Source organism: Microbacterium nymphoidis (genome assembly GCF_021044885.1).
GTDB lineage: Bacteria > Actinomycetota > Actinomycetes > Actinomycetales > Microbacteriaceae > Microbacterium > Microbacterium nymphoidis.
Window position 1 is genome coordinate 128,633 of record NZ_JAJNOD010000001.1, and the last position, 26,638, is coordinate 155,270.

Sequence of the window (26,638 nt, forward strand, 5' to 3'; positions counted from 1 at the left end):
GAGGTCGATGCCACTCTACCGAAACGCGAGGGAAGCCCGCTTTCGCCCCCGTCACGGGCGAAAGCGTGACGTTCCTGATGGAAATCGTAAATAGGTGAAATCCTTCGCTGGCAAAGGCGCGGAATTCCATAAATCCTGACTCGGCGAGTGCCATGCTGGCCCCATGGTGAGCCTGACTGACGACATGAGCCCTCTGCACCCCGACCGCAACCTGGCGCTGGAACTGGTGCGAGCCACGGAGGCTGCGTCGATTCGCGCGGTCCCGTTCATCGGCCGTGGGCAGAAGGAGCTTGCCGACGGCGCGGCCGTGGACGCGATGCGTGCTTTCCTTCGCACCGTGAACTTCGACGGGCGGATCGTCATCGGCGAAGGCGAGAAGGATCACGCCCCGATGCTCTTCAACGGGGAGGCCGTGGGTGCCGGTCGCGGCCCGCAGTGCGATGTGGCGGTGGACCCCATCGATGGCACGTCACTGACGGCGGCGGGCCGCAACAACGCGCTGTCTGTGATCGCCGTGGCGGATCGCGGGACGATGCTGGATGCATCGAGCGTCTTTTACATGGACAAGCTCGTCACCGGCCCCGCCGGCGTCGGAGTGGTGGACATCCGGCTTCCCATCGGCGAGAACATCCGCCTGCTGGCGAAGGCACTGGGCAAGCCCGTCGACGAGATCGTGGTGTCGGTGCTGCACCGCCCGCGTCACGAGCAGCTCATCGAGGAGATCCGGGCCGCGGGTGCAGGCACCCGTCTGATGAGCGACGGCGATGTGGCGGGTGGCATCAATGCCGCGCGCCACAATGCTCGCACCGACATGTGCGTGGGCATCGGTGGGAGCCCCGAAGGCATCGTCACGGCGTGCGCCATCAAGGCGCTCGGCGGCCACATTCAGGGACGTCTCTGGCCGCAGACGGATGACGAGAAGCAGCGTGGGCTGGATGCCGGACTGAAGTTCGACTACGTCTATGAGGCGGACGAGCTGGTGACGAGCAACAACACGATCTTCGTGGCCACGGGAGTCACGGATGGCCAGCTGGTGTCGGGTGTCCGCCGCGAGGGTGGGTACATCTACACCGAGTCCGTCGTGCTGCGCAGCGCCTCCGGGACGCTCCGCCGCATCACCTCCGAGCACCTCGCGTCGAAGTGGCTGTGACGGCACGGTGACCATTTCGTGACCGCGTCCGCCCTGTATCTCGCTCGGGTCGGTGCGAGAATGGGACGCGGTGTGGGGGCGTCTGTCCTCACCGACACGAGATCGAGGCGGACGATATGACCACCGACACGACGAATCCCCGGACGGGCGCACACGCCGTCATCGCCAACGCATCCGACCCAGCGCGCCGCGCAGACGTGTTCTTCCGCGTCCGCCGCGCGCCCGGTCAGGCGATGAGCTCGTGGATTCCCGTCGGCGCCTTCGTCGTCGTCAGCCTCGTCGTCGTGGGCCTCATGCGTTTCATTCCCGGGGGTGCGTGACCTCCAGACGTGCGCGCAGCGCACCGATGTCAGCGCTCGTGACCTGATCGGTCGCGGGCGCTGCTGACGTCTGACTGGAGATCGCCCCCGCCGCATCGCCGTCGGTGTTCCCGGACCAGACCGCGCCGCTCGATGCCGGCCGGGCGGCATCGTCGGCGACGAACTCGGCCGCCAGGATGCGCCGAGGCGCCGACTGGATTTCGGCCGGCGCCCCGAGACCCGAGACCTTCCCCGGATCGATGCCCGGGAATCGGCGAGCCGTGACGAGGACGCGGCTCTCGAGCGAGCCGGCGAACCGGTTGTACGCCCCGACGGCTCGCTCCAGTGCGCCGCGCAGATCATCGGTGTGCTGCGCGAGGGTGCCGAGCCGGTCGTAGAGCTGGTTACCCAGCGCCACGAGCTCGTGCGCTTGTTCGGAGACGTCCTGCTGGGTCCAGGTGTAGGCGACGGTCTTGAGCACCGACCACAGGCTGACGGGGGAGGCGAGAGCCACGCGCTGTGCGAACGCGTGATCGAGCAGAGCAGGGTCGGCATCGAGCGCCGCTGACAGCATCGCTTCGCTGGGGAGGAAGCAGATCACCAGTTCGGGACTGGCGGCCAGCCCCTCCCAGTAGGCACGCTTCGCCAGAGCATCCACGTGTGAGCGCACTGCCTTCGCGTGCTGGATCATGGCCGCTGCCTGGTCCGAGTCGTCGAGCGCTGTGGCGCGCAGGAACGCGTCCAGGGGCGCCTTGGCGTCGACGGCCAGAGCCTTGTCGCCGGGCAGCCGCACGAGCATGTCCGGACGACCGGTGCGGCCGTCATCGGTGGTGATGCTCACCTGGAGGTCGAAGTCGACGTGGCGCGTGAGCCCCGCTGCTTCCACGATGCGCCGCAGCTGAGTCTCGCCCCAGGTGCCCCGTGTCGTCGTGGAGCGCAGCGCTCCGGTGAGGGACTCGGTGGCGTGTCGGAGGGACTCGTCTGTCTCCTGAGCGCGGCGCAGCTGCTCCGCGAGAGCGCCGAACTGGGCATGCCTGTCGCGTTCCAGAGCGGTGACACTGCGATGCATGAGCTGAAGGGTCTCCTGGACGGGGGAGAGCGCCGTGAGCACCGCGGCGTCCTGTCGCTCTCGCTCGCGCTGCGCGCTCACCTCTTCTCGCAGACGTTGCTGCGCCTCAGCGGCCATCCGCTCCTCACGAATGAGCTGATCGCGGAGCGCGGCGACCGTCGATTCGCTCGCGGCCAGCCGAGCCCGCAGTGCCGCGTCGCCTGTATCGCCGCCACCGCGCACGCGCCAGCCGACGGCGAGGCCGGCCAGCAGGCTGATCATGCAGGCCAGTGCGATCCAGATTGCGTCCATGCCCCCAGTGTGCCCCGGGGGTCGGACATTCATCCGGGAGCGTCAGACCAGTACGCTGACGGCGGCCTCGTCCGGGATGCGCGATATCCGCACACCGGTGGCCATGCTGAGAGCATCGAGGTCCGTGGCCCGCGCACGGCGGGCCGCGTCGATGACGATGTGCGCACAGGCGAGCGCGTCTGCCGATGCATCGTGATGCTGGAATTCGAGGAATCCCGCAGCCGCGGCGGCGTACTGCAGGCTGTGCGAAGGCAGCACATAGGTGCTGCGCGAGAGCTGCACACTGCACATGTAGCGGTAGGGAGCGAGTTCGTCGCCGGTCGCAGCGCACGCGCGCCGCATGACACTCATGTCGAAGCCGGCGTTGTGCGCGACGAGGACGTCGTCGCCCAGGAAGTCGCGTAGCCGGCCGAGCTGGTCGGACCATCCCGGGGCCGACGCGACATCTGCCGGGGTGATGCCGTGGATCTCGACGTTGCGCGGATGGAACTCCTCGTGCCCCGGTGGCGGCCGCATCAGCCAGCCGTCTGTCGCGACCACGACGCCATCACGAACGCGGGCGAGGCCCACTGCACACGCGGATGCCGTCGACGAGTTCGCGGTCTCGAAGTCGATCGCGGTGAAGTCCACAGGCACCCCTCCACCCTCTCGCCGATCGTGGGTGGCGTGGTCAGGCGCGCCGGGCACACCGTGGCCCGACTGCGCGTCGTAGGGTCGAAGCATGGTGAGCCACGACGACATGTCTCGATCTTTCGGCGTTGCGGCCGAGCTGTACCAGGCCGGCCGGCCCGAGTATCCGGTCGAGGCGGTCGCATGGATGCTCGAGCCCGCCGGGCCGAATCCGCGCGTGGTCGATGTGGGAGCCGGCACCGGCAAGCTGACGCGCGCCGTGCTGGCCACCAGGCCGGCATCCGTGACGGCGGTCGACCCCGATCCGCTGATGCTCGCGGCGCTGCACGGCGTGCTCCCCGATGTTCCCGTGCTCGAAGGCACGGCGGAGAGCCTGCCACTGCGGGATGACAGCGCCGATGCCGTCGTGCTCGGTCAGGCCTGGCATTGGGTCGATCCGGTCGCGGGATCTCGTGAGATCGGTCGCGTGCTGCGCCCCGGCGGAGTGCTGGGGCTGATCTGGAACATCCGCGATGCCCGCAGTGAATGGGTCGCCCGGATGAGTGAGATCATGCACAACTCGAACGCCGAGGAGATGATCGCCTCCGGCGGTCCGCACGTGGCGGCGCCGTTCACCGACGTCGAATCGAGATCGTGGGAGTGGTCGCGGGCGATGACCCGCAACGACCTGCTGGCCATGGCGCGCTCGCGCAGTTACGTGATCACGGCCGGACCGGAGGAACGCGCACGCATCGAGGCCGGGCTAGAGGAACTGTTTGACGAGGTGGGAGCCGTGGGGAACGACGCCGTCGAACTGCCGTATGTGACCACGGCCTTCCGCGCCGTATGACATCCGTGCCGCGCCGCGGCTGAGACGATCAGGCCCTGTGCGGACATCTCCTGACAAGACCCGATATCCGGGTCGGTGAGGGGGAAACGGACATGGTCGTCATCGTGGTGGGAATCGTCATCGCCGGTCTTGCCGGTCTCGGGCTCGCGTTCGTGCTGGATCGACGCATCGACGATCAGGAGTTCACCGATTCGCCTCGTGGCTGAGCGATCGAGCCGAAGGCGGCGGCTCACCGAGTCGGGCCGAGCATGAGCGCGCTGCGCGGTCTCGGCGGCCGCGCCTAGACTGATCGGCATGACCAGTGGGCAGCGCAGGGGACTCTCATCGCGCCGCCGCGTCGCGCGTTCACACCCTCGCGTATGACGGCGCGTCTGGAGGTCCTCGGCCCCGTGCGCCTGGAGTGCGCCGACATCACCGGCCATCCCATGCGTTGCCTGCTGGTGTCGCTGGCGCTCGCGGGGCCCGGGGTGACGCGAAGCGTCTCGTCCCTCGCCGAAGATGTGTGGGGGGATGTGCAACCGCTGAATCCGCGCGCTGCGTTGCAGACTCTGATCTCCCGGCTTCGCGCCCTCGGAGGCGCCGACATCGTGACGCGGGCGCCGGGCGGATACGCGCTGGGGGCCGTGAGCTGCGACCTCGATGACGTTCGTCGGATTCTGGCTCAGCCCCCGGCCGATCCTGCGGGCGCCGCTGCCGCGCTCCGCGCCGCGGCAGCGTTATGGCGGGAAGGTCTCGCGGCGGATCTCGGTGACAGCTCGCTCGCAGACACGTTCACCGCCGTTGCCGCGGACCTGCGCGACGACGTACTCCGAGCGCTCGCCGCCGCGCAGGCGACGGCCGGGCAGTCCGGTGCCGCCGCCGACACCCTCCGTGAGCTGGTCGAACGGCGCCCGTTCGACGAGCCGGCCCACATCGCCCTCATGCAGGCTCTCGCGGACGACGGGCGCACCGCCGAGTCACTGGACGTGTTCGCCCGGTTCCGTGCAGAACTCCGGGAAGCGCTCGGCACGACCGCTGGTGCCGCGATTACGGAGCTCAACGCTCGCCTGCTGCGAACGGAGGATCGCGGACCGCGCGTGCGGGTGGGGCTTCGCGCGGCACCGAACGAACTGATCGGGCGTGGCAACGAGCTCGTCCGTGCGCGGGCGCTGCTTCGCACATCGCGGCTGGTGACGGTGCTCGGTGCGGGCGGACTCGGCAAGACCCGCTTCGCACAGGCGCTCGCCGCGGAATCGGACGCGCCCGTGGTCATCGTCGTGCCACTCGCGGGCGTTCGCGCCGATGAGGGCGTTCCCCTTGCCATTGCGGCCGCTCTCGGCATCAGCGAAACGGCGGCGCATCGTCGACTCGCCGAGCCGCTGCCGCGCCCCGACCTCGCTCAGCGCATCATCGGTGCCCTCGGCGACCGGACGACCCTCCTCGTCCTCGACAACTGCGAGCAGGTCGTCGACGGGGCTGCACGATGGGCCGCCGAACTTCTTGCTGCCGCTCCCGCACTGCGGATCCTGGCCACGAGCCGGTCGCCGCTGGCCATCGCCGCCGAGAGCGTGCTCGCACTGGAGCCGCTGCAGGTCAACGCCGTGGAAGACGCGCCGGCGGTGCGGCTGTTCGTGCAACGCGCACGATCCGCGCGCCCCGGTGCGGCCCTCGCGCTGGACGCCGTCGCACGGCTGTGCGCGCGGCTGGATGGTCTGCCGTTGGCGATCGAGCTTGCGGCGGCGCGGGTGCGCACCATGTCGCTGGCGCAGATCGAGGAGCGACTCGAGGACCGCTTCGCGCTTCTGACGACCGGCGACCGTTCGGCGCCGGAGCGGCACCGCACCCTGCAGGCCGTGATCGAGTGGAGCTGGGAGCTGCTTCCGGTCGACGCGCGGGAGGCCCTGGCGAGACTCTCGGTGCTTCCCGGAGGGTTCTCCGCCGAGGCCGCGGCTGCGGTCCTCGGGCTTGCGTTCGCGGACGATCTGCTCGATGCGCTCGCGTCTCAATCGCTGCTCACCGTCGTGGAGGACGCGGATTCCGGCATGTTCCGCTTCCGCATGCTCGAGACGGTTCGCGAGTTCGGTCACGACCGGCTGGAGGAGGCCTCCTGTGTGGACGAGGCCTGGGAAGCGGTCATCGCCTGGGCGCTGGCCTTCGCGGCCCAGCACGGTGCTCCTGCCCAGATCTTCCCCTCGGGGCTGACGGCAGACGGCCACCGTGCCGTCACGGAGGAACACGACAACCTCGTGCATGTTCTCCGCCATCTCATCGACGCATCGCGCGACGACGAGGCCGTCGCGCTGTTCGCCGTGCTCGCGCAATCCTGGTTCATCCGCGGATCGTTCACGGAGTTCCTGGGATATGCGCCCGCGATGGCTGCAGCAGCGGAGCGGGCGGACGCCGCTCAGGACCTGTCCGTGATCGCACTCGCGATGGCCGCGCTCGGGTGCATGATCGCGGGAGACTCCGGCGCTGTGCGCGCTCTGGCCGTCGTGCGTGCTCGAGAGCGCAGCATCGGGGACGGGCTCTCGCCGGCGTGGCGGCTTGTCGTGCGCGCCTTGCTCGCCTCCGGTCGTGGTGGCGGTCCCGGCCTGCCCGAGCTCGTGGGATCCGGCGAGCCGCCGGCCGTCCAGCTCGTGGCCGACCTGCTGCGCTCCCATGCCGCGGAGAACGACGGCCAGCCCGAGGAAGCGATGATCGCTGCCCGCAGCGGCTGGGAGCGCGCCCGGGCTCTGGGGGAGCGGTGGGCCGAGGGTATGGCGGCGGATCTCGCCGCACAGCTCGCCGCGCAGTCAGCAGAGGCGACGGAAGCCATGGTCTGGCTCGGCCGTGCGGCCGAAGTGTTCCGTGAATTCGACGCTCAGGACCAGCTGAACCATCAGGAATGGGTACGCGGCGGAGCGCTGCTCTGCCTCGGTCAGGCCGACGACGCGCGTCAGCTGTTCCAGCACCTGATCGATGAGGGAGGGCTCAGCCAGGACGGCCTCGAGCTCACCTCGATCGGCGCGTACGGGCTCGCGGAAGCCGATCTGCTGGACGGAGATCTCGTCTCCGCGACGGCCTCGTTCGATCGCGCCCTGGCGTCCTTCGCACTGCCGGAGACGCGCCGCTCGCCGTGGTTCCTGATGGCCCTGTCCGGCTATCTCAGTGCTGCCTTGCGCTCGCTGGATCTGCCCCGGGAGGACGTCGCGATCTGGGAGCGGCGACTTCGCACCCGCACGATCGCCGTCTGCCGGCAGCGACGCGAGGGCGTTGATCGCCCCGTGCTCGGCACCGCACTTCTCGGCTGGTCGGCATGGGCGCTCCGGGACGCGTCACTGCGCGCCCGGGGAGTGGAAGCGATCGCGCTGGCGGAGGTCCTCGGCGGTCGGCAGAACATGCCCACGTTGAACCTCGCCGCACATCTGGCGGATGCGAGGGCGTATGCCGGTGCGGAGGTCGTGGCGGCGGCGCGGGAGCGCTCGCGGCTGCTGAGTCCACAGGAGAGAGTCGAACACGGTCTGGCAGTTCTCGGATACGCACGCTGACGTGTGAGAGGGCACCATGCGTCGGTGCCCTCTCACACGATCAGGCCTTGCGCATGTACGCGCGCACGGTGAGCGGTGCGAAAATCGCGACGATCACAGCAGCGCCCAGCAGTGAGATCCAGGCATCGCCGCCGAAGGTGCCCGTGTTGGTGAGGTCTCGAACAGCCGTCACCAGGTGCGAGACAGGGTTGATGTTCACGAACCACTGCAGCCAGGTCGGCATCGTGCCGACGGGGACGAAGGCGTTCGAGAGGAACGTGAGCGGGAACAGGATGATCATCGAGATGCCCTGGACGCTCGAGGCAGTACGGGCGATCACGCCGAAGAATGCGAAGATCCAGCTCATCGCCCACGAGCACACGATCACCAGCACGCCGGCGGCGACCACCGCGAGCAGACCGCCTGCCGGGCGAAAGCCCATGATGTAGCCCATCGTGAACGTGAGCGTGGTGGCGATCGCGTACCGGACCGTGTCGGCCAGCAGCGCCCCCGACAGCGGGGCGATGCGGGCGATCGGCAGTGAGCGGAATCGGTCGAACACGCCCTTGTCCATGTCCTCGCGCAGCTGGACGCCCGTCACGACGGATGTCGTGATGACGGTCTGCACCAGGATGCCCGGAATGATGACCGGCAGGTACGACGCCACGTCGCCGGAGATCGCGCCGCCGAAGATGTACGTGAACATCAGCGTGAACAGGATCGGCTGCAGCGTGACGTCCATGAGTTGTTCGGGCGTGCGGCGGATTTTGATGAGGCCACGCCCCGCCATCGTCAGCGTGTTGCGCAGCGCCAGGCCGAGGCCCGCCCTGCTTTTCAGGGTGCGCTGGGAGGCAGGGACGATCGGGGTGGAGGCGATGAGAGTGCTCATGCGGGAACCTCTTCACGTGTGGCGGCGGACTCGGTGTCCTCCGCGGGATGACCGGTGATGGTGAGGAAGACCTCGTCGAGCGTCGGCTTCTGCACGCTCATCTCGGCGAGGTGAATTCCCGCCTCCCGCAGCGTGATCAGCAGGTCCGCGATGCGGTCGGCATCCGCCATCGGGGCGGTGATGCGCGAAGCCTCGGGGGAGAGGGCACCGCGAACGCCCAGGGCACGCTCGATGATCCGGAGGGCGTCCTCGGTGTCAGCGCTGTCGCGGACACGAAGCTGCAACGAAGACGTGCCGACCGACGCCTTCAGCTCGTCGGCGGTGCCCTCCGCGACCACGCGGCCACGGTCGATCACCGCGATGCGGTCAGCCAGCTGATCGGCTTCGTCCAGGTACTGCGTGGTCAGCAGCACGGTGGAGCCCGTCCGCACGAGTTCGCGGATGGTGTCCCACATCTGGCCGCGCGTGCGGGGGTCCAGGCCGGTGGTGGGTTCGTCCAGGAAGATCAGCGGCGGCTGGGCGATGAGGGAGGCGGCGAGGTCGAGTCGTCGCCGCATGCCGCCGGAGAAGTCCTTGAGTGGTCGGCGCGCTGCCTCCGTCAGCCCGAAACGGTCGAGCAGATCCGCGGCTTTGGTGCGGGCTTCGGTGCGGCTCAGCCCGAGCAGCCGGGAGAAGATCATGAGGTTCTCGTTCGCCGAGAGTGTTTCGTCGACCGAGGCGAACTGCCCCGTGACGCCGATCAGCTGGCGGACGATGTGGGGCTCGCGGACGACGTCGTGTCCGAAGATGCGACCTGTGCCGCTGTCGGGACGCAACAGGGTGGCGAGCATGTTGATGGTGGTGGTCTTGCCGGCGCCGTTGGGGCCGAGCACGCCGTAGACGGTGCCGGCGCGGACCTGCAGGTCGACGCCGTCGACCGCCCGGTTCGTGCCGAACACCTTCACGAGACCATCGGCCTCCAGGGCCCAGTCAGTGGTGGGATTCGTCATGCCTCGATCGTGCTGCGACCCGCTTTCACCGCACTGTCGTCGCGCTTTCAGCCGCTTTCACGTGCGGACGCGGGTGGAACGTGCGCCCCGTAGACTGGTGTCTCGTGGCCCTGACTATCGGAATCGTGGGACTGCCCAATGTCGGCAAGTCCACTCTCTTCAACGCGCTGACCCGCAACAACGTGCTCGCGGCGAACTACCCGTTCGCGACCATCGAGCCCAACGTCGGCGTGGTGAACCTGCCGGATCCCCGTCTGGACAAGCTCGCCGAGATCTTCGGTTCGGAGCGCATCCTGCCGGCGACCGTGTCGTTCGTCGACATCGCGGGCATCGTGCGCGGCGCGAGCGAGGGTGAGGGACTCGGCAACCAGTTCCTCGCGAACATCCGCGAGGCCGACGCCATCGCCCAGGTCGTGCGCGGCTTCGAGGACGGTGACGTCGTCCACGTCGATGGCGAGGTGAATCCCCGCAACGACATGGAGACCATCAACGCCGAGCTCATGCTCGCAGACCTCCAGACCATCGAGAAGGCACTTCCTCGGTACGAGAAGGAGGTCAAGCAGAAGAAGATTGACGGCGCGGTGCTCGAGGCGGCGAACGCCGCGAAGGACGCGCTGGAGCGTGGTCAGCTGCTGTCGACCTCCGGGCTCGACCTCTCGCCGATCCGCGAGCTGGGTCTGCTGACGGCGAAGCCGTACATCTACGTGTTCAACGTGGACGAGGCGATCCTCACCAGCGACGAGAAGAAGGCGGAGCTGTCCGCGCTCGTCGCCCCCGCCCAGGCAGTGTTCCTGGACGCGAAGATCGAGTCCGAGCTGATCGACCTCGACCCCGCCGACGCCCAGGAGCTCCTGGAGGCGACCGGACAGACCGAGTCGGGCCTGGACCAGCTGGCCCGCATCGGCTTCGCGACCCTGGGCCTGCAGACCTACCTGACCGCCGGTCCGAAGGAGTCGCGCGCCTGGACCATCCCGCAGGGCGCCAAGGCTCCGCAGGCTGCCGGTGTGATTCACACCGACTTCGAAAAGGGCTTCATCAAGGCCGAGGTCATCTCCTTCGAGGACCTCGTCGCCACCGGTTCCGTGGTGGAGGCCCGCGCGAAGGGCAAGGCGCGGCTGGAAGGCAAGGACTACGTCATGCAGGACGGCGACGTGGTGGAGTTCCGCTTCAACGTCTGAGGATCCAGTTGTGGGAGCCGCGTAGATTCGCAGATCGTGCAGAAGCACTCTCAGCTCGCCGTAACGGATTTGCGCAGAGCATAGTCCTTTCGCCTGTCATCTGGTTGCGCAACAGTTGCCGTATGACACAGAACGTCGCCGAGCCTCGCGAAGTCATTGATGACGCGCTGCAGCTACTATCAAGATTCTCGACCCGTATCGGCCGCGGCTGGCGGGATCCCGATGGCCTGCTGGACCTCGTTGACAACGCACTCTACGAGATAGAGGGAGATCTACATGACCTGGGCGAGCGATCGCGGAAGGAGTTTCTCTCAGTACCGGCCCTAATCCGAGAGGATGTTGGTCCCTTTCCACTGTACGAGGCCAGTGCATTTGTACACGCTTCGGTCCACCTTGTGGCGGATACCTGGGGGCAGGGCGTCTCGGAGAGTTCGCAGTACGTGTTCTCGGGTCTTGTAACCCGCGCGATCGCGACGATGCGAGAGATCGCCGTTCTACTTGAGCATGGATACTCGTCGGCTGCGACTTCGCGTTGGCGAACGCTGTCCGAGATCCTCGTGGTCGCAAGAGTCATCCGACTTGGAGACCGGCACACGGCCTCGAGATACCAACATCATCGTTGGATCGTCCTCGCAGGGGACCGTGCCAAATCCCGTGACTTCGAATGGGACGGTCACCTGCCCACACCCGAGATCATGAAGAAACGTCTAGTGCGGCGCTTTGGCGCAGACTATGGAGGGCTTTACGGCTGGGCCGCGAGGGTAACTGCTCGGCGTCTGGGGACATCCCGTCCGACCTGGCGAGACCTCCAGAAGCTCGCGAACGTCGGTGAGCATGCGTCCCGCGTCCTTCAGGCACACCATGCGGTGCACGGGGCCGACTCCTTCGGTCTGCTGGGGTCGGTCGATCTGACATCGGGGCAGTTCCATGCGGGGGCTTCGCCACACCAGGTCATTCCAGTCGCGGCGGATTCAACTCGGCTCTTCCGCCAGACCGTGTCGGCGCTGTTCGAAATCTGCGCGAAGTACTCAACAGCGCGAAAGCCTCAAGTTATCCAGGGCATAGTCGAGGCTCACCTCTTTAACCTCGAACAGCAGCTCATGTGGCGAGTACTCGAGCAAGATCACCACGCGCGCGAGCGATATATCAAAACCATGAACAAACTTTGGGATGAGGTGAGGGCAACGGGTGTTGCTGCGGACTCGAAGTCCGCGAGTTAGGCGATGGCCCTGCCTGCGCTATCCTGCTCAATATCGCGCTGCTCGTCATTCCGGTTGCGCGGGGGTGATTGCGGTGCGGCAGCGACGGGTGCGCGTCCCCCGGGTGGCGGTCACGATCGCTTCGGCCACCGTGCGTGTTCCTGAACGAGCGCGACGATCATTCCCGCATCCGGACTGAACTCCACACGGGTGGAGTTCACCCGGCAGGACAATGGCAAGCGTCGCCGGCGCATGATCGCCGCGGACAACATCGATGTCGACGCTCGCATCATCGTCGCAGCCCTGAGCGGCTCGCCCAGTTCCTAGCGTCCCGTCCGATCCGTCGAGGACGATCGCCGAGACTGATCCGCCATCGTCTCGGCGTTTCGGGCTGCGATTCTGACGTGATGGGTCGACCTGCGGAGGATTGACGTTGCGGGGTCAGGCCGAAGCCGGCTTCGTCCACTCGATCGTGTGACGGAACCCGAGGCGGCGCCGGATCACCGCTCCCGGCATGGTCTGGTGCACCGCCCTGCGGATCTGATCGAGGGTGTACCCCGGATCCTTGACGGGGAATGGCGGATCCGCGCTGGTCGGTTGCGCCACCCACGGGTGCTTCACGAACCCGATGACGGGGTTTGTGAGCATCGAGGCCAGATCCCAGAGCTGGTCGGCCGCGGAGGCCGGTCGGGCCAGACCGACGCAGAGGAAACGCCCACCGGGCTTCAGGATCCTGTCGACCTCCCTGAGCGCGGGAACGAGATCGAGGTGGTGCAGCACGGCGACCATGGTGACCAGGTCTTTGCCGCTGGACACCCGCTCCAGCGGTGTGGAGTCCACCGTCACGTTCGGAAGACCCGCGCACCGAGCAGCGCTCGCCTGCCGCATGTCATGGTCGACGTCGATGCCGTGAGCGGCAGCGAAGTGCGCTCCGAGCAGCGCGACCAGCTCACCCCGGCCGCAACCGACGTCCAGTGCGTCGTCGCGCCCCGCGGGAAGCCGGGACGCGATCCATGAGTGGAACGCGTCATTGTGGCTCCAGGGGTGCCGGTCGTTCAGAGCCCGCATCGCGGCGGCGGCTCGGACGCCCAGTCCGGTTCGCAGAGCATTCCTCACCTGCATGCTCGCCAGTGTCGCATGACGTGCCCCGGGGAACCTGTTTGGCGCCAGGTCGAATACCGCCACCCGTGCTCGGACGGATGTGGAGATCGTGGAGCTCATACGGGCGCGCTGGAGCTCGTGTCGCCTCCGCGCGGATCTTCGTCGCGAGCTAGACCGTGGAGGATGGACGGATGAAGGACCACTCAATCGTCGTCATCGCGCATGAGAAGCTCACCAGTGACGAACTCGGTGAACTGCAGCAGCTTTTCGACAGCGAGTACCGGGACGAATTCGGGGAGTGGCGTCCGCAGCTCCCATACGGCTACGCCCCGCACGACGTGCACATCATCGCGCAGGTAGACGGCCGCGCTGTCGGCCATGTGGGATGGGCGCGTCGCGAGATCGTCGTCGGCACGCAGACCGTGGTGATCGCGGGGGTCGGTGGGGTCCTCATCGCCGAAGGCGCGCGGGGCAGGCATCTGGGTTTCGATCTCATGCGGGAAGCGGAACGAACCATGCGCGCCCACGGCGGCATCGACTTCGGCTATCTGGGGTGTCGAGAAGATGTTGTCCCGTTCTATGCAGCATGCGGCTGGACCCGCGTTCACGCCGCCGAGCGGTCGATCGGGCGTGCGGGTGAACTCGTGGCAGATCCTCCAGGGCAGCCGATCCTCATCTTTCCGCTCTGTGAGCCGACAGAGTCCTGGCCGGAAGGTGAGATCGATCTGCGCGGGCGTGCGTGGTAGGAGCTCCGCGCGTTGAGGCGCCGGTCACGCACGCGCTGACAGGCTATGCGAGGATGCTGAAGCAGCGCAGCCAGATCAAGGGGAGGGCGTTGATGGGGATGGGGCCACTCTTCTATGTCTGGTGCATCGGTGCAGTGATCATGGGAGCAGTGTTCGCCTTCATGCCAGACCGTATGGTCGAGCAATACAAACGACACGTGGATAGCTTCCGACTCCCCGAACGGGTGGCAAAATGGCAAGCGCCGCGGCCCTGGACTCGGACCTTCTATCGCTTCGCGGGGATGCTCTTCATGATCATGGGCATCGTGTTCGCTGTGCTCGCGTTCGCCGGAGTGATCAGGCCATGACAGGTCGCCTCCTGCCCGTCTCAACGGTGCGAGGATAGGCGCATGCCAGAATCTCCCGAGGTGCAGGCCCTTGTCGAGTTCCTGGACGAGCGCGTGGCAGGGCGCGCCATCAGCGCACTGGACGTCATCGAGTTCCGGGCGGTGAAATCGCGCGATCGGCCTCCCGGAGAACTCATCGGCGCGCGGATCGCCGGGGTGCGTCGCTTCGGCAAGCACATCGGATTCGATACGGGCGCGGGTTGGCTGATGATCGGGTTCGGCCGCAACGGGTGGGTGCGGTGGCACAGCACAGCCGATCGAGCGGATGCTCCTCCGACCCCTGAGGTCATGAGGATCGGGCTTGACGACGGGGCGGAGATGCACATCGTGGAGACGGGGGACTTCCTCGCTGTGACGGTCGCGGTCGTTGAGGCGCCGTCGGACGTCGCGGGAATCGCAGCGCTCGGTCCCGACCCGCTCGCGCCGGAGTTCTCACCCGAAGACTTGGAGCGTGCCCTCGGGAAACGCCGGAAGATGATCAAGGCGCTCCTCCAGGAGCAGACCTCTCTCGCGGGGATCGGGAACGCGTACTCGGATGAGATCCTGCACCGGGCCCGACTGCCGCACGATGTGCACGCGGCAGCTCTGGATGACGACGCGCGAGAGCGCCTCTTCCAGGCGGTCGTTGCTGTCATGAGGACCGCGGCCGAGGAGCGCCGAGGGGTGTCACCCGATCGTCTCAAGCAGACGAAGGCGTCGGCGATGGTCGTTCATGGACGCGGCGGTGAACCCTGCCCGGTGTGCGGCACGACGATCGTCGATGAGATCTTTGCGGGCGCCTCCGCGCAATTCTGTCCCGCTTGTCAAACATGAACAGCGAGCCGGTTCGGCGGCTTGCTTCGGTGAGCGTCGTATGACCCGGTCGACGACCCGCGAGTTGCGCGAACGCTGGTCACCGGAGGTTACGAGCGCCTATGAGCGTGAGCTCATCACGGCGGCGCAGCGACCGGCAACGGGCTTCCATCGTCACCTTGCGGTAGGACGGAGGCGGCGCTCATCGACCTCCGCGGCGCCCGACTGACGACGCCGATCCGCTTCCAGCGGCTCGCGGGCGCCGACCTGTCTGACGTGACCTTCGCTGACGGCGCATCAGTGACGGAGTCCGAGCTGGAGGGCTGCCGCCTGGACCGCATCGACATGCGTGGCGCGTTCGTGCGACGCCGCTTCGTCGACTGCAGCTTCGTTGGTGCCAAGCTCTCGAGGGCACGACTGGGCGGGGATTTCGTCGACTGCGACTTCTCGAACGCGAACCTCTCCCGTACGGTCGCGTCAGGCGCGGTGTTCGAGCGCTGTACGTTCACCGGTGCGAACCTGCGCGGTGTGATGTGGACCACACGCTGTGTCTTCGTCCACTGTGACTTCGAGGGTGTCGCCACCCTCACAGGTTCCGTCGCCGGCAGTGTGTTCATCGGTTCGGTCCCACCGGACCTCAGCGGCTGCATCGTCGACCACGTGAGGTACGACGAGGGCTGATTCGGGCGCTGCTCAGCTCTTCTCGACCTCGACCTCCACAGACAACCCGCCACGCGTGTCATCCGGCAGCAGCGCCAGCGCGTTCTCGAGAGTGGCGACATCCGCTTCTTTCGCCACGCGGAACACCGCACGCGTGTCGGTGGTCCAGACCAGACGGATCAACGCGCGGGTCGGCGCATCGAGCTGCGCGAGCATGGCGCGGACCTCGTCACCTGTTCCGTTGAGCCCCAGCTGAACCAGCGGGCTCCCGAATCTGATGGGCATCGTCGACGGGGGAGTGGCAGCGTGCACGACGGCCTGGGCGCCGGGGACATCGGACTCGTTCGCGAGGATGAGCGAGACCTCGTCCTCGTCGCCGCGTACCCCGCTCACCGGGAAGGACGCGCTCACCAGAGCCCACGCGGACTCCGTGTCATCGAGCCACTGACCGGGTGGGCCTTCGAGCCGGATCGCTGAACCGGCGTCCCTCACCGAGACATACGCGCCACCTGGGCCGGCGAGCTCTGCAAGACGTTCGGGGGCCGAACGCGCGAGAGCGAACGCACCCGCGAAATCCGGTTGGACGACCAGGGAGACACTGGTGACCCGCGTGTCCTGGGAATCACCGTACAGCGACACCTGGGTGGACACGGGATCCGCGGCGATGTCCGATGCGGCACTGAGCGTGCCCGCGGTGACCGCATCGTCGCCGAACACGGGCATGGCGATCTTTCCGGAGTGGACGGTGACTCTCACCGGCTCATCGTCGTGGTCGCGGATGAAGGCGCCCAGGCGTGTCAGGAGGTCTGCGGTCTCAGGATGATCGAGATCGTTGGACAGCGTGACAGTGGCGCGCACGCCGTCGGTGAACGGCATATTGTCACCCGTGGTCAGCTCAAGCTCCGCGATCGCCGGATCCCCGCGGAATTGCTGCGCGAAGTCCGAACGCGCGCCCGTGCAGCCGGTGAGAGCGAGTGCCGCTGCCACGATCGCGGCGAGGCCGACCCTTCGCCTCCGACGTCGCCGCTGTCCCATGGGATCAGCCTAGGGCGATCTGCGCGATCAGTAGACGCGACGGATCTGCTGTGGCCAGCCGCATGCCTCGGCGAGCTTCGCTCCCCACACGTGAGCATCTGCGTCATCGGCGACATCGATCACCGTGAATCCGCCGATGTACTGCTCCGCGGGGGCGTACAGGCCGGGCGTGATGGTGGTCGTTCCACTGGTGGCATCCGCGACCAGCGCTGCGTCGGTGTCTTCCTCGACTCCGGCGGCGAACACCAGCACTCCGGCGTCACGCATCTCGGACACGACGGCGTTCGCGAGTGGGCCGCGGGCGGCGAACCATTCCTCGCTGTGCTCGCCCACCCACTGCTGGTTGAAGTAGATGATGAACTGGCTCATGGTGCCTCCTTCAGGTGCGCGGTGGCGCCGGTGTCGGCCATCATGCCCGTGCGCATGCCATCAGGAGGTTACCGTCCGGGTCGCGAAACTGGACGAAGGAAACGCTCCCGATGTCGACGATCTCCGTTGCAGGCACAACCCCCATGTCCGCCAGGTGGCGCTCCACCGCAGTGAGGTCGTCCGCCCACCAGAAGAAGCGCGGCGGACCGTCCGCCGTGAAGGGTGCGTTCGCATCGAGCGCGAGGCCCGGGCCGGATCGCATCGGAACGTCAACGATCGTCTGATCGTGGGACGGTTCGGACACCGAGGTACCCAGAAGCCGCCCGTACCACCGCGCGGCTGCATGGATGTCCCGCACGGGAATGAACACCTGACCGATTTCGCGAATGATCGGAGACGGAGCGTGGGGCATGGCAGCCATCCTGCCAGGGCCCGACCAGTACCGTGGAGCCATGACGGACGAAGACATCTGCTTGACTCCTGAAGAGCGCGTGCAGAGGTTCATGACGGAATACGAGGCACAGTGGCGCATCGCGGCACCGGAGTTCGAATCCCGTGAGCCCGCCGACCCGCGTCGGCCGTTCGCCATCTGGCGCGAGCTCATGGCGGAGACGACGCGCAATCACTTCACCGCGGACTCCCGTGTCGATCTGGCCGGGTCCTTCGGGCGGCCCGCGGAGTACGGCCCCGACGCTGAGGCGGTCGTACGCACCGACGGCGATGGCGACATCGCGTATGTGATCACCCGGACGACGTCGGTGGTGGAGAGCCTTCATGAGTACGTCCTGCATCGTGAGGGCCAGGACTGGCGGATCGCCTCGATCGCGGACCACTACGGTGATCCGACCGAGCCCTATGTCGATCGGTCCACGATCGACGCCAACCTCGCCGGCAGCGGACCTGCGATCCCGTTCTCGGACCTGCCCGTGGAGCAGCGCTCGCTCGATGAGGCGCGGAACTTCACCGAGCGTGACGTGGCGCGGCCGAACGACGCGGAGACGGCACGCACGGAGGTCTTATCCGTCGGCACTCTCGTGACACGCAGCGGGGCGCTCGCGGTCATCGACTTCGGATACGACAATGACGATGCGCGCCCCCTGGCGCGGACGGTTCGCCCAGGTTCGTACCCGGTGGAGCGTGTCGTCGCGTTCGGCCGCAACGCCGCCGTCCGCGTTCGATTCAGTGATGCCGAACCCGTGGACTGGCACCCCGCGTCTCTTCCTGACAGTGGTCATGTCATCGGCGTGGACGCCGGATGCGTGTGCATCGTGGACTATGCCGGATACGCGTCGATGTCGCGGCGTCACAAAGCTGCGGCCGACAATGCCTACATGGCCGAGCATCGCCCGGCCGCGATGGTGTTTCCTCTCGCGTCCGGCAACGTCGGCGTCGTCGCGGATTCCGGGTACGGCGACGGCAGCTACCCGGCGTACTGGGGAGTGGACGGCCAGGGCGAGGTGGCGCAGCTCGTCGTCGATTTTCTGGTGCTCGTCCGCCAGGGCGAAGACGACGTGCTGACCACGCTCTGATCCGATCGGATCGGTCCTCGGCTATCGGGCGGCAGGGTCGCGGCTCACGCGAGAGTGGACATCGAAGGGAGCCACCGTGATCCACATTCTGAACCGGATCGTCGACGAGATCGAGTTGCACCTCGGTGACGACATCGACATCGATACGATCGCCATGCGCGCGGGAACGACCGGCTATCACGCTCGACGGATGTTCTCGTCGCTGGCGGGTATGCCGGTGTCGGAATACGTTCGTCGGCGTCGGATGACAGTGGCCGCGGCTGACCTCGTGGGCGATGACGATCTGCTCGCCATCGCCGTGCGGTACGGGTACGGTTCTACCGAGGCATTTGGGCGCGCCTTCCGCGCCGTCCACGGTGTCAGTCACGGTCACGTCCGTCGTGAGGGTGGTCCCCTTCGTAGTCAGCCACAGCTCAGGTTCCGCCTGACCGTCGAAGGGAGTGTCCCCATGGATGCCAGAATCATCACCCGTCCCGCGTTCCGCCTCGTCGGCCACGCGGCGAGAGTCCCGCTCATCCACGAAGGAGCGAATCCTCACATCCAGGCTCACATTGCGCAGCTCCCGGTGGAGGAACATGCGCGGCTGAAGTCTCTGAGCGACGCGGAGCCGAGCGGCCTGTTGCAGGTGAGCGACGACGTTGATCCCGACTACACCGAGGGGGCGGAACTCACCTATCTGCACGGTGTCGCCGTCACGCGTGAGACATCAGTTCCCGGTGATCTCGACATCATCGATGTTCCGGCCGGCTCGTGGGGCGTTTTTCGCTCCCAAGGTCCGTATCCGGCGACGCTGCAATCTGTCTGGGCTGCCACGGCCACCGAGTGGTTCCCGTCGAATCCGTGGCGCCTGCGCACGGGGCCCTCGATCGTCGCCGTCGTGGACCGGTCTGAGGACTTCAGCACCGCGACCTGTGAGCTCTGGCTCCCGATCGAGCGGGCATGACGGAACCAGCCGCCCGGGCCGGCTCTGCCGCAGAGATCATACCTGAGGTGGCGTGCGCAAGCGCCAGGGATCACCTACCCAACGCGGGGAATGTCGCCGCGGTTCTCCGGCGCCGCCGCGATCACGGCATCGTCGACGACCACCCGATGAGCTCCGCAGTAGCACCCCGCATACCGGATCCAGCCCTCGCTGGTGATGTGCGCGGACCGGTTCTGCCATCGGTGTTCGTGGGCCTCGCTGTACATCGGCTCCTCCTGTTCGGAAACACGGCGCCACGATGGCGTCGTGTTTCCGACTGTGATGCAATGAGTCAGTGCAGTTCAACCATGACAACATGACCGGTCCGGTGCTCGCTGCCGATCTAGCGACGCTGGCGGGGCGGAACTGGACGCGTGCGGGGGTTGAGAACCTGCTCACCATGCATGCAATTCGTCGCAGAGAACTGTCGGACGTGTCCTGTGAGCGGTTGCTGTCATGGGCGATGGAGCTTCGCGATGTGTTCACGGCGAGGTCAACGGCGGGCCGAATCGACGTGATCAACCAGCTTCTGAAGGCCGGCACCTCGAACGCGTACCTGACGATGCACGATGAACTCCGCCCCCATCTGCACTTCGCTGCGGAGCACGATGATCTCGTTGCCCGCGTGCAGGCTGTCACTGCTGGCGGCCTGGCCATCTTCGCTGTCGAAGCCGAAGGTAGCCGGCTCGGCGCTTGTCGTCGGGCAGGATGTCCCGCGGTCTTCGTCGACACGAGTCGCAACGGTCGTCGCGCGTATTGCAGTACGACGTGCGGAAACTATGACGCGGTGCGCCGGCACCGCGGTGCGCGGAGCCTGTGAGCGGGCGGGGCTGCGTGACCAGCCGCCGTTAGCGGATCCGTTCGGCGAGGCCCAGAAGGATCGACTCGGGACCGCGGACGTAGCAGAGCCGATAGACGTTCGCATAGGGGACGACGTCCCCCACGAGCTGCGCGCCATGCTCACGAAGGGCGGCGAGCACGCCGTCCAGGTCGTCCACCTCGAACATCACACGGAGGTATCCGAGCGCATTCACCGGAGCATTGCGGTGATCCTCGATCACATCGGGTGTCCGGAAGCGCGAGAGCTCCAGGCTGACCTCGCCGCCCGGCGTCTTCATCATCGCGATGTCCACCCGTTGATCCGCGAGACCGGTGACGCGGCCGGCCCAGGGGTCGTCGATCGCCGCGCGACCGTCGAGGACGAGTCCCAGGGCCTCGAAGAAGGCAATCGTGGCGTCGAGGTCCTCCACGACGATCCCGATGTTGTCCATCCGCACAGTCATGGAGCCACGCTACGCCGTGATCTCGGTGTGCCACAGGGGGACAGCGTGCCTCCCGGGCGCTCGCTCCCTCCCATCCCGGGATCACGTGCGAACTGGCCACTCGTTGTCACCCGGTCTCAGTTGATGATCTCGCCACGCTCGGCCGTGATCGCAGCGATCCGGTCGCGCCAATCCTGGAGAACCTCGGGCGCCAGCCGCGTCCAATCGTCGACCTCTGCCAGGACGCGCAACGGCGATGCGCTCCGGTACGAGCGGGTCGGATTGCCCGGGAACTTCTTGTCGGTGACGTTCGGATCGTTCTCGAACTCACCGGTCGGCTCGACCAGGTACACCCGCGGGGGAGAGTCGCCCGCGGCCAGCTCGGCGGCCAGCCCCGCCCCGTCCTTCAACGCCGTGAAGTAGATGTGGTTCATGACGATCTCGGGCCGGTAGTTGGAGCGGAATCCGGCGGTGAGGAGCTCGCCGACGGAGAGGTCGGCCTTGGTGCCGTGGTAGAAGGGGCCGTCATCGAGTGCAGCGTTCATCCCGACAGCGTATGCCGCCTGATCACTCGGAGGCCGGTCGCCGACGGTTCTGCTTCGTCTCACTGCGACTCCGCTTCGCCTCCAGCCGGCGACGCAGTGAGGAACGCGTCGGCCGCGTCGCCCGCCTCGGCGTCTCGGGGGCGAGAGCGTCGCGAATGAGCAGGGCAACGCGTTCGCGCGCCGCGATACGGTTGCGCAACTGCGACCGGTGCTCGGCGGCGACCACGGTCATCGTGGTGTCGGTCACCTTCGAGCTCAGGTTGGCCAGCACGCGCTCGCGCTGAGCGTCGGAGACGGGGAGGGCAGCGAGATCGACGGACAGCTGGACCCGTGAGTCCGCGGTGTTGACGCCCTGCCCGCCAGGGCCGGAGGCGTGGGAGAACTGCTCGGTGAGCGCGGTGGCCGGGATGACGAGTCCGTGGGGGATGCCCGGGCCGGGCATCACGCGAAGCTCATCCATGCCTCCAGTGTGCCCTACGGCGTCACTGGAGAGGTCCGCGGGGCCTGCTCTTCACGGAGGCGCGGCTCCACGCGATGCTCCGGGCGCAGGCCGGCTTTGTCCGCGTAGAAATCGCGGATGCGGTCCATGTCCGCGGTGACATCGCCGGTGAGTTCGAGCGTGGGGCCGAGGCCCGTCGTCATCGTGGTGCGGTCGACATGCCCCAGGGTCACCGGCATTCCGGTCTCGCGTGCGATCCGGTAGAAGCCGCTCTTCCAGTGGGTGTGGCCGCTGCGGGTGCCATCGGGTGTGACGACGAGGCTGAACACCTCACCGGAGCGGATGCGGTTGACGACTTCCGCCACCACCCGGCTCGGGTCCGAACGATCGACCGGGATGCCGCCCAGACGGCGCATGAGGCCTCCGCGCCAGCCGCGGAAGAGGCTCTTCTTGCCCAGCCAGCGCACATCGATGCGCAGCGTCCACGCGATGGCGAGCATCAGCACGAAGTCCCAGTTTGAGGTGTGTGGTGCACCGATGAGCACGCTGGGGCGAGTGGGGGCGGGCTCGCTGACGAGCCGCCACCGGGACAATGACCAGTACAGGCGCGCGATCAGCCGAGAGAGCATCATCCCACCGTAGGTGAGCGTATATGCCGGTCGGCGTACGTCGTCCTCGGTGTCGGTGCTTGCGCGTACGCTTCGACCATGCCCTCCATCGATGACGTGCGCCGTATCGCGGCCGAGCTCCCTGGAAGCGAGGAACGCGACACCACGGCTGGACCCGCATGGTTCGTGCGCAACAAGGCCTTCGTCTGGGAATGCCGCGCCTGGCCGAGCATCCCGACAGACTTACGAGAGATCATCGAGCGGGAGCTGGTCGTCGGGGTGAAGCTCGCGCAGCCCATCGACGCCCGGGCTCTGCGGGAGATGCAACCCGACGTTTTCCTGGAACAGACCACGCGCTGGGGTGAGCCGAAGGTCGCCTTCCGGATGGCCGGAATCGATGCGGATCACCTCGAAGAGCTCATCATCGAGTCCTGGCGGGTTCAGGCTCCCCGCTACCTCCGGCGAGAGGTGGACGATCGCCTGGGCTTTGCCAGCGACTCCTGAGACGGATGGACGAGCACCCGTCTATTTCTTGCGGGAGATCCACCAGTCGGTGAATTCCGCCGCACGGCCGTCCGCGTCGAATCGCACCAGCCAGAGATTGTCGTAGACACCGGTCTTGGCGCCCGTGGGGTACCGGGTGGCACCGCGGATGGCCGCGGCGTTCTCATCTTCCACGACGACGGTCCAGTCGAACTCCCACGTGCCGGGCTCATCCTTTTCCTCCAGCCAGAACGCGGTGATCTCGTCGATACCGGAGGGGACGTGAGGCGCGTTCGGCCGGGGGTGATAGACGGCGTCCGGAGCGAAGACCGCGGCGATGTCTGCCGGGTCGTTCGTGGTCCAAGCCGTGAGGTAGCGAGCGACGAAGTCGGTGGCTTTTGTCATGGGGCCAGTGTTGCGCGCACCTCCGGCACCGTGCCAGTCCCGATGTCGTCAGCTGGCCAGAGACAGTCGGTGAGTGAGGGCGAGACGTGCGGCCGCATTCACCGTCTCCAGAGGAAGCCGACCGTCGGCGACAGCGGCTTCCAGGCCGTCCAGAAGAACGGCGGGGGAGATCGGGTGAGGTCCGTCGGCGACGATGACCAGCATGGTGGTTCCGGACGCGAGCGCCGCCACGGCGTTGGTCACGCGGTCACCGTAGGCCGGGTCGCCGGAACTCTCCAGCATCCCCATATCGTCCGACACGATCAGGCCCGCGAAGCCGAGTTCGTCTCGAAGGATGTCGTGCCAGCGCGGCGAGAGGGAGGCGGGGAGCGCGTCGACTGTGGAGTACACCAGGTGGCCCAGCATCACGACCTCAGCGCCCGCATCGATGCCCGCGCGGAAGGGGAGGGATTCGGCGCGCTGCCACTGCGAGAAGTCGAGATCCGTGCGTGGGAGTGAGGAATGCGAGTCGCCCGGTGCCGCTCCATGTCCCGGAAAGTGCTTGAGGGTGGAGAGCACGCCTTCCGACGACTCGGCCCGGACCGCGGCGGTGACCCGCTCGGAGGCAGAGGCCGGATCGGTCCCGAGCACCCGGGAGAAGATGAACGAGGAGGGCTCAGCGGTCACGTCCGCAACGATGCCGAAGTTGGTGTTGAGGCCCGCCTCATGCAGGAGTGCTGCGCGCTGAGAGAAGGCGTCGGCGGTGTCTTGCACCGGGGACTGGGCGAGCTCCTGTCCCGCAGGAAGGACGTCCTCCGGCAAGCGCGCGACGTCACCGCCTTCTTCGTCGATGGCGAGGATCAATGGAATGGGGCCGGTCAGGGCACGGGTGATGGCCGACACATCAGCGATGCCTGTGCCGACGTTGTCCCCCATCAGGATCAGACCGCCGGGGTGGTACGTGTCCACAAAGGTGCTCATCGCCGCAGGGTCGGTGCCCGCGGTGTGAAGGATCAGGAGTGAGGCGAGGCGATCCCGGATGCTCATCGAAGCCACCTGATCGGCAGCGATGTCCGGCGTCTGCGACGGCGACACTGTGACGGCGGGTGACGGGGTCCCCGGTGACGACGGCGCGGCGGCCGGAGTGCTGCTCGGCGCGGCGGCCGGTTCGGGGGCGCAGGCCGTTAGTGCGAGGACGAGAGCGACGGCCATCGCGCCGAGCACAGGGCGGATGACGGGAGTACGGGACCGAAGCGAGGACATCCCTCTCACCGTACGTCCCGGCGCCGACATCCGGCAGGGCGATCAGGTGGCTACGAGAGACGGCCGCTGCTTCACGTCGCCCTCCCACAGCCAGATCAGGAGGGACGTGATCGTCCCAGCACACAGAATGCTCGCCAGCACGACGATCTGAAATCGGCCGGCGTCCACGGGGGAGATCCCACCGAAGATTGCGCCGACGAAGGCGCCAGGGAGCACGACGAGCCCGGTGGTTCGTGTCTGATCCAGAGACGGGATGAGAGCCTCACGCACGGCGAATCGGCCGATGTCCGCAGTCGCGCGCCGCGGTGTGGCACCGAGCGCAAGCCACCCCTCCACCTGATCCCAGCGTTCATTGACCGCGTGCACGAAACCGCGCCCGGTGAGGGTCGCAATGCTCATCGTGTTGCCGATGACGATCGCGCCGATCGCCAGCGCGTACCGGGGTGCGAGGTCCAGGGCGCCCGTCGCGAAGACGACGGTCGTCGCGGTGACGATACCCGCGAACATCGCGCTGCCGCACACGATCACCCCGTGCCCGCGATGGCCCCGGGCGAATGCACGCCGGGAGGCGACTGTCACCGCGACGGCGAACATGACCACCAGGATGAGCGCGATCAAGACGGGGGAGGAGATCACCCCGCTCAGGATCACGCTGATCGCCGCGAGCTGGAGCACGCCGCGACCGATGGCGCTGACCGCAGAACCAGGGTGGGCGATGCCTGCGGCAGCGAGCGCACCGGTGGTGATGGCGGTGAGAAGCACCACGGCGATGAGCGTCGGCAGCAACGCCGTCAGACTCACCGCGTCCATGGACATGCCGGGCAGATCAGCGGGCGACGCCCTCGGCCTCGACGGGATCGGGGTCGGCGACCTTCCGATCCTGACGCGGGAACACGACCTGCTGCAGGATGATGATGACGCTCGCCGCCACCGGGATCGCGACGAGGGCGCCGAGGATGCCGCCGATCGCGCCGCCAGCGACGGCGCCGATGACCACGACGGCGCCCGGGACAGAGACGGCCTTGGCCATGATGCGCGGGCTGATCACATAGGCCTCGATCTGCATGTACACGAGGTACCAGATGCCCACGACGATCGCCGGGACGTAGCTGTCGCCGCTCGCGAGAGCTCCGATGAGGACGATCGCGGTGTTGATCACCGACGCGGAGAGCGTTCCGACGAGAGGGATGCACGAGCCGATGAAGGCGATGAGAGCCAGCAGTGCCGGCAGCGGCGCCTGGACGATGAGCATCAGGGTCAGAGTCAGGACACCGTTGATCGAGGCGAGGCTCGCCTGGCCGATGACATAGCGGCCGACGGCCGCCGAGACGTCTTCCATCACATCGCTGAAGCCCGCGCGCTGATACGCGGGAACGAACCGTACGGCCACGCGCTTCATGCCACGCAGCGAGGCCATGAAGTAGAGGGTGAGGATGAGGACGATGATCACCCCGGTGACGCCGCTGGCGATGCCGGAGCCGACCTGGACGATGCCGCCGCCGACCGAGAAGATGTTGTTCGGGTCCTGGATGAATGACAGAGCGCCGTTCAGCGCCTCCTGGATGTTGGAGCCGTAGCGCGTGGTGATGTCCTGATACCACTCGGATGCCTGCACGTCCGTGACGAACTTGGGCAGGGTCTGCGTGAGGTTCGCAACCTGCTCGATGATCACCGGCACGATGGCCCAGAGAATGCCCGCGAACACGATCAGCACGACCGCGACCACGATGGCGACAGCGGCGCCGCGCGGCATGTGCCGCTCGAGGAACGACACGATCGGGTCGAGACCGAGCGCGAGGAACAGCGCCACGCCCACGTAGACGAGCACGGTCGCCATCTGACCGACGACCACGCCGATGCCGATGGCCACGAGCACGCCCAGTCCACCCAGGAGGCCCCAGATGAACGGCTGTACCCGGAACGGGCTGGCGACGGCGGATCGCCTGGCGGAAACCGAGAACTCCAACGGTCGCTTCTTCATGGCCGCTCCCCTCTGCGCATGTGTCTTGACCAGAGTAGTGGGCCATGCAGACAGTGTCGGCGCGGCGGCCTCGACGCGCCGCAACG

At 67.2% G+C, this 26,638-nt stretch carries 30 protein-coding genes; 14 read left to right on the forward strand and 16 right to left on the reverse strand.

Annotation, left to right across the window (positions count from 1 at the left end):
- Nucleotides 1-163: 163 nt before the first annotated feature.
- Nucleotides 164-1,150, forward strand: a complete 987-nt coding sequence (gene glpX, locus LQ566_RS00620; RefSeq protein WP_231089609.1) for a class II fructose-bisphosphatase — start codon at nt 164-166, stop codon at nt 1,148-1,150.
- Nucleotides 1,151-1,266: 116 nt separating this feature from the next.
- Nucleotides 1,267-1,470 (forward strand): UDP-N-acetylmuramyl pentapeptide phosphotransferase, encoded by a 204-nt coding sequence (locus LQ566_RS00625; RefSeq protein ID WP_231089610.1) that lies wholly within the window; start codon nt 1,267-1,269, stop codon nt 1,468-1,470.
- Here LQ566_RS00625 and LQ566_RS00630 read toward each other — a convergent pair.
- Together LQ566_RS00630 and LQ566_RS00635 are read right to left on the reverse strand one after the other, a co-directional pair.
- Entirely contained in the window at nt 1,451-2,809 is a 1,359-nt protein-coding gene (locus tag LQ566_RS00630; RefSeq protein ID WP_231089611.1) for a DNA recombination protein RmuC, read from the reverse strand. The genes LQ566_RS00625 and LQ566_RS00630 overlap by 20 nt on opposite strands.
- 42 nt (nt 2,810-2,851) lie before the next feature.
- On the reverse strand, nt 2,852-3,445 hold the full coding sequence (locus LQ566_RS00635; RefSeq protein ID WP_231089612.1) for a 3'-5' exonuclease: 594 nt from the start codon (nt 3,443-3,445) through the stop codon (nt 2,852-2,854).
- 85 nt (nt 3,446-3,530) lie between these two features.
- Here LQ566_RS00635 and LQ566_RS00640 point away from each other — a divergent pair, with 85 nt between their 5' ends.
- Together LQ566_RS00640 and LQ566_RS00645 are read left to right on the forward strand one after the other, a co-directional pair.
- Entirely contained in the window at nt 3,531-4,268 is a 738-nt protein-coding gene (locus LQ566_RS00640; RefSeq protein WP_231089613.1) for a class I SAM-dependent methyltransferase, read from the forward strand.
- A gap of 359 nt (nt 4,269-4,627) precedes the next feature.
- Nucleotides 4,628-7,774, forward strand: a complete 3,147-nt coding sequence (locus tag LQ566_RS00645; RefSeq protein WP_231089614.1) for an ATP-binding protein — start codon at nt 4,628-4,630, stop codon at nt 7,772-7,774.
- A 40-nt stretch (nt 7,775-7,814) separates the two neighbouring features.
- Here LQ566_RS00645 and LQ566_RS00650 read toward each other — a convergent pair whose 3' ends face one another.
- Nucleotides 7,815-8,642, reverse strand: coding sequence for an ABC transporter permease (locus tag LQ566_RS00650; RefSeq protein WP_231089615.1), 828 nt, complete (start codon nt 8,640-8,642; stop codon nt 7,815-7,817).
- Nucleotides 8,639-9,631 (reverse strand): ATP-binding cassette domain-containing protein, encoded by a 993-nt coding sequence (locus tag LQ566_RS00655; RefSeq protein ID WP_231089616.1) that lies wholly within the window; start codon nt 9,629-9,631, stop codon nt 8,639-8,641. The genes LQ566_RS00650 and LQ566_RS00655 overlap by 4 nt, the downstream gene beginning before the upstream one ends.
- 104 nt (nt 9,632-9,735) lie before the next feature.
- Between LQ566_RS00655 and ychF the strand changes: the two genes are divergently transcribed.
- Both ychF and LQ566_RS00665 read left to right on the forward strand, forming a co-directional pair.
- Entirely contained in the window at nt 9,736-10,809 is a 1,074-nt protein-coding gene (gene ychF / locus LQ566_RS00660; protein ID WP_231089617.1) for a redox-regulated ATPase YchF, read from the forward strand.
- Nucleotides 10,810-10,931: 122 nt separating this feature from the next.
- Complete coding sequence (locus LQ566_RS00665) at nt 10,932-12,029, forward strand: DUF5677 domain-containing protein (protein ID WP_231089618.1); 1,098 nt, start codon at nt 10,932-10,934, stop codon at nt 12,027-12,029.
- A gap of 420 nt (nt 12,030-12,449) precedes the next feature.
- Here LQ566_RS00665 and LQ566_RS00670 read toward each other — a convergent pair whose 3' ends face one another.
- Nucleotides 12,450-13,130, reverse strand: a complete 681-nt coding sequence (locus LQ566_RS00670) for a class I SAM-dependent methyltransferase (protein ID WP_231089619.1) — start codon at nt 13,128-13,130, stop codon at nt 12,450-12,452.
- A 170-nt stretch (nt 13,131-13,300) separates the two neighbouring features.
- On the opposite strand from LQ566_RS00670, the gene LQ566_RS00675 reads away from it, so the two are divergent.
- The 4 genes from LQ566_RS00675 (at nt 13,301) to LQ566_RS00690 (ending at nt 15,714) form a co-directional block, all read left to right on the forward strand.
- Complete coding sequence (locus LQ566_RS00675) at nt 13,301-13,855, forward strand: GNAT family N-acetyltransferase (RefSeq protein WP_231089620.1); 555 nt, start codon at nt 13,301-13,303, stop codon at nt 13,853-13,855.
- Nucleotides 13,856-13,908: 53 nt separating this feature from the next.
- Nucleotides 13,909-14,202: a hypothetical protein gene (locus tag LQ566_RS00680; RefSeq protein WP_231089621.1), complete on the forward strand. Its 294-nt coding sequence runs from the start codon at nt 13,909-13,911 to the stop codon at nt 14,200-14,202.
- Between the two features lie 42 nt (nt 14,203-14,244).
- The gene (locus LQ566_RS00685; protein WP_231089622.1) at nt 14,245-15,054 is read left to right on the forward strand and encodes an Fpg/Nei family DNA glycosylase; all 810 of its coding nucleotides are present in this window, start codon (nt 14,245-14,247) and stop codon (nt 15,052-15,054) included.
- A gap of 255 nt (nt 15,055-15,309) precedes the next feature.
- Nucleotides 15,310-15,714 carry a pentapeptide repeat-containing protein gene (locus LQ566_RS00690; RefSeq protein ID WP_231089623.1) on the forward strand — a complete coding sequence of 135 codons (405 nt, stop codon included), beginning with the start codon at nt 15,310-15,312 and terminating at the stop codon, nt 15,712-15,714.
- A 12-nt stretch (nt 15,715-15,726) separates the two neighbouring features.
- On the opposite strand, the gene LQ566_RS00695 is transcribed toward LQ566_RS00690, so the two are convergent.
- From LQ566_RS00695 to LQ566_RS00705, 3 genes are read right to left on the reverse strand one after another with little or no spacing between them, the layout of a single operon-like run.
- Nucleotides 15,727-16,728 (reverse strand): hypothetical protein, encoded by a 1,002-nt coding sequence (locus LQ566_RS00695; protein ID WP_231089624.1) that lies wholly within the window; start codon nt 16,726-16,728, stop codon nt 15,727-15,729.
- Between the two features lie 27 nt (nt 16,729-16,755).
- On the reverse strand, nt 16,756-17,097 hold the full coding sequence (locus LQ566_RS00700) for a YciI family protein (RefSeq protein WP_231089625.1): 342 nt from the start codon (nt 17,095-17,097) through the stop codon (nt 16,756-16,758).
- A 40-nt stretch (nt 17,098-17,137) separates the two neighbouring features.
- Nucleotides 17,138-17,509, reverse strand: coding sequence for a VOC family protein (locus tag LQ566_RS00705; protein WP_231089626.1), 372 nt, complete (start codon nt 17,507-17,509; stop codon nt 17,138-17,140).
- Between the two features lie 40 nt (nt 17,510-17,549).
- Between LQ566_RS00705 and LQ566_RS00710 the strand changes: the two genes are divergently transcribed.
- The 3 genes from LQ566_RS00710 (at nt 17,550) to LQ566_RS00720 (ending at nt 20,407) form a co-directional block, all read left to right on the forward strand.
- Nucleotides 17,550-18,626 (forward strand): DUF4241 domain-containing protein, encoded by a 1,077-nt coding sequence (locus LQ566_RS00710; protein WP_231089627.1) that lies wholly within the window; start codon nt 17,550-17,552, stop codon nt 18,624-18,626.
- A gap of 76 nt (nt 18,627-18,702) precedes the next feature.
- The gene (locus LQ566_RS00715) at nt 18,703-19,569 is read left to right on the forward strand and encodes an AraC family transcriptional regulator (RefSeq protein ID WP_231089628.1); all 867 of its coding nucleotides are present in this window, start codon (nt 18,703-18,705) and stop codon (nt 19,567-19,569) included.
- 334 nt (nt 19,570-19,903) lie between these two features.
- Complete coding sequence (locus tag LQ566_RS00720; protein ID WP_231089629.1) at nt 19,904-20,407, forward strand: CGNR zinc finger domain-containing protein; 504 nt, start codon at nt 19,904-19,906, stop codon at nt 20,405-20,407.
- Between the two features lie 28 nt (nt 20,408-20,435).
- Here the strand turns inward: LQ566_RS00720 and LQ566_RS00725 are convergent, their stop codons facing one another.
- The 4 genes from LQ566_RS00725 to LQ566_RS00740 form a co-directional block, all read right to left on the reverse strand.
- Nucleotides 20,436-20,870 (reverse strand): VOC family protein, encoded by a 435-nt coding sequence (locus tag LQ566_RS00725; protein ID WP_231089630.1) that lies wholly within the window; start codon nt 20,868-20,870, stop codon nt 20,436-20,438.
- A 116-nt stretch (nt 20,871-20,986) separates the two neighbouring features.
- On the reverse strand, nt 20,987-21,394 hold the full coding sequence (gene arr, locus LQ566_RS00730; protein WP_231089631.1) for an NAD(+)--rifampin ADP-ribosyltransferase: 408 nt from the start codon (nt 21,392-21,394) through the stop codon (nt 20,987-20,989).
- Nucleotides 21,395-21,416: 22 nt separating this feature from the next.
- The gene (gene arfB / locus LQ566_RS00735) at nt 21,417-21,854 is read right to left on the reverse strand and encodes an alternative ribosome rescue aminoacyl-tRNA hydrolase ArfB (RefSeq protein WP_231089632.1); all 438 of its coding nucleotides are present in this window, start codon (nt 21,852-21,854) and stop codon (nt 21,417-21,419) included.
- A gap of 14 nt (nt 21,855-21,868) precedes the next feature.
- Nucleotides 21,869-22,462 (reverse strand): 1-acyl-sn-glycerol-3-phosphate acyltransferase, encoded by a 594-nt coding sequence (locus tag LQ566_RS00740; RefSeq protein WP_231089633.1) that lies wholly within the window; start codon nt 22,460-22,462, stop codon nt 21,869-21,871.
- A gap of 78 nt (nt 22,463-22,540) precedes the next feature.
- Between LQ566_RS00740 and LQ566_RS00745 the strand changes: the two genes are divergently transcribed.
- A complete protein-coding gene (locus LQ566_RS00745; RefSeq protein ID WP_231089634.1) occupies nt 22,541-22,945 on the forward strand; it encodes an MmcQ/YjbR family DNA-binding protein in 405 nt (134 codons plus the stop codon).
- A 21-nt stretch (nt 22,946-22,966) separates the two neighbouring features.
- Here LQ566_RS00745 and LQ566_RS00750 read toward each other — a convergent pair whose 3' ends face one another.
- From LQ566_RS00750 to LQ566_RS00765, 4 genes are read right to left on the reverse strand one after another with little or no spacing between them, the layout of a single operon-like run.
- Complete coding sequence (locus tag LQ566_RS00750; protein WP_231089635.1) at nt 22,967-23,329, reverse strand: nuclear transport factor 2 family protein; 363 nt, start codon at nt 23,327-23,329, stop codon at nt 22,967-22,969.
- A gap of 48 nt (nt 23,330-23,377) precedes the next feature.
- Nucleotides 23,378-24,571 (reverse strand): glycoside hydrolase family 3 N-terminal domain-containing protein, encoded by a 1,194-nt coding sequence (locus LQ566_RS00755; protein ID WP_231089636.1) that lies wholly within the window; start codon nt 24,569-24,571, stop codon nt 23,378-23,380.
- A gap of 42 nt (nt 24,572-24,613) precedes the next feature.
- Nucleotides 24,614-25,387, reverse strand: coding sequence for an ABC transporter permease (locus tag LQ566_RS00760; RefSeq protein ID WP_231089637.1), 774 nt, complete (start codon nt 25,385-25,387; stop codon nt 24,614-24,616).
- A gap of 10 nt (nt 25,388-25,397) precedes the next feature.
- Nucleotides 25,398-26,552, reverse strand: a complete 1,155-nt coding sequence (locus LQ566_RS00765; RefSeq protein WP_231089638.1) for an AI-2E family transporter — start codon at nt 26,550-26,552, stop codon at nt 25,398-25,400.
- Nucleotides 26,553-26,638: the final 86 nt, after the last annotated feature.

Bases quoted from the DNA above. Each gene is read 5' to 3' on its own strand.
- glpX (WP_231089609.1), top strand. From the start codon at position 164: ATGGTGAGCCTGACTGACGACATGAGCCCTCTGCACCCCGACCGCAAC.
- LQ566_RS00625 (WP_231089610.1), top strand. From the start codon at position 1,267: ATGACCACCGACACGACGAATCCCCGGACGGGCGCACACGCCGTCATC.
- LQ566_RS00630 (WP_231089611.1), bottom strand. From the start codon at position 2,809: ATGGACGCAATCTGGATCGCACTGGCCTGCATGATCAGCCTGCTGGCC.
- LQ566_RS00640 (WP_231089613.1), top strand. From the start codon at position 3,531: ATGGTGAGCCACGACGACATGTCTCGATCTTTCGGCGTTGCGGCCGAG.
- LQ566_RS00645 (WP_231089614.1), top strand. From the start codon at position 4,628: ATGACGGCGCGTCTGGAGGTCCTCGGCCCCGTGCGCCTGGAGTGCGCC.
- LQ566_RS00650 (WP_231089615.1), bottom strand. From the start codon at position 8,642: ATGAGCACTCTCATCGCCTCCACCCCGATCGTCCCTGCCTCCCAGCGC.
- LQ566_RS00655 (WP_231089616.1), bottom strand. From the start codon at position 9,631: ATGACGAATCCCACCACTGACTGGGCCCTGGAGGCCGATGGTCTCGTG.
- LQ566_RS00665 (WP_231089618.1), top strand. From the start codon at position 10,932: ATGACACAGAACGTCGCCGAGCCTCGCGAAGTCATTGATGACGCGCTG.
- LQ566_RS00670 (WP_231089619.1), bottom strand. From the start codon at position 13,130: ATGCAGGTGAGGAATGCTCTGCGAACCGGACTGGGCGTCCGAGCCGCC.
- LQ566_RS00675 (WP_231089620.1), top strand. From the start codon at position 13,301: ATGAAGGACCACTCAATCGTCGTCATCGCGCATGAGAAGCTCACCAGT.
- LQ566_RS00680 (WP_231089621.1), top strand. From the start codon at position 13,909: ATGCTGAAGCAGCGCAGCCAGATCAAGGGGAGGGCGTTGATGGGGATG.
- LQ566_RS00685 (WP_231089622.1), top strand. From the start codon at position 14,245: ATGCCAGAATCTCCCGAGGTGCAGGCCCTTGTCGAGTTCCTGGACGAG.
- LQ566_RS00695 (WP_231089624.1), bottom strand. From the start codon at position 16,728: ATGGGACAGCGGCGACGTCGGAGGCGAAGGGTCGGCCTCGCCGCGATC.
- LQ566_RS00700 (WP_231089625.1), bottom strand. From the start codon at position 17,097: ATGAGCCAGTTCATCATCTACTTCAACCAGCAGTGGGTGGGCGAGCAC.
- LQ566_RS00705 (WP_231089626.1), bottom strand. From the start codon at position 17,509: ATGCCCCACGCTCCGTCTCCGATCATTCGCGAAATCGGTCAGGTGTTC.
- LQ566_RS00710 (WP_231089627.1), top strand. From the start codon at position 17,550: ATGACGGACGAAGACATCTGCTTGACTCCTGAAGAGCGCGTGCAGAGG.
- LQ566_RS00720 (WP_231089629.1), top strand. From the start codon at position 19,904: ATGACCGGTCCGGTGCTCGCTGCCGATCTAGCGACGCTGGCGGGGCGG.
- LQ566_RS00725 (WP_231089630.1), bottom strand. From the start codon at position 20,870: ATGACTGTGCGGATGGACAACATCGGGATCGTCGTGGAGGACCTCGAC.
- arr (WP_231089631.1), bottom strand. From the start codon at position 21,394: ATGAACGCTGCACTCGATGACGGCCCCTTCTACCACGGCACCAAGGCC.
- arfB (WP_231089632.1), bottom strand. From the start codon at position 21,854: ATGGATGAGCTTCGCGTGATGCCCGGCCCGGGCATCCCCCACGGACTC.
- LQ566_RS00740 (WP_231089633.1), bottom strand. From the start codon at position 22,462: ATGCTCTCTCGGCTGATCGCGCGCCTGTACTGGTCATTGTCCCGGTGG.
- LQ566_RS00745 (WP_231089634.1), top strand. From the start codon at position 22,541: ATGCCCTCCATCGATGACGTGCGCCGTATCGCGGCCGAGCTCCCTGGA.
- LQ566_RS00750 (WP_231089635.1), bottom strand. From the start codon at position 23,329: ATGACAAAAGCCACCGACTTCGTCGCTCGCTACCTCACGGCTTGGACC.
- LQ566_RS00755 (WP_231089636.1), bottom strand. From the start codon at position 24,571: ATGTCCTCGCTTCGGTCCCGTACTCCCGTCATCCGCCCTGTGCTCGGC.
- LQ566_RS00760 (WP_231089637.1), bottom strand. From the start codon at position 25,387: ATGTCCATGGACGCGGTGAGTCTGACGGCGTTGCTGCCGACGCTCATC.
- LQ566_RS00765 (WP_231089638.1), bottom strand. From the start codon at position 26,552: ATGAAGAAGCGACCGTTGGAGTTCTCGGTTTCCGCCAGGCGATCCGCC.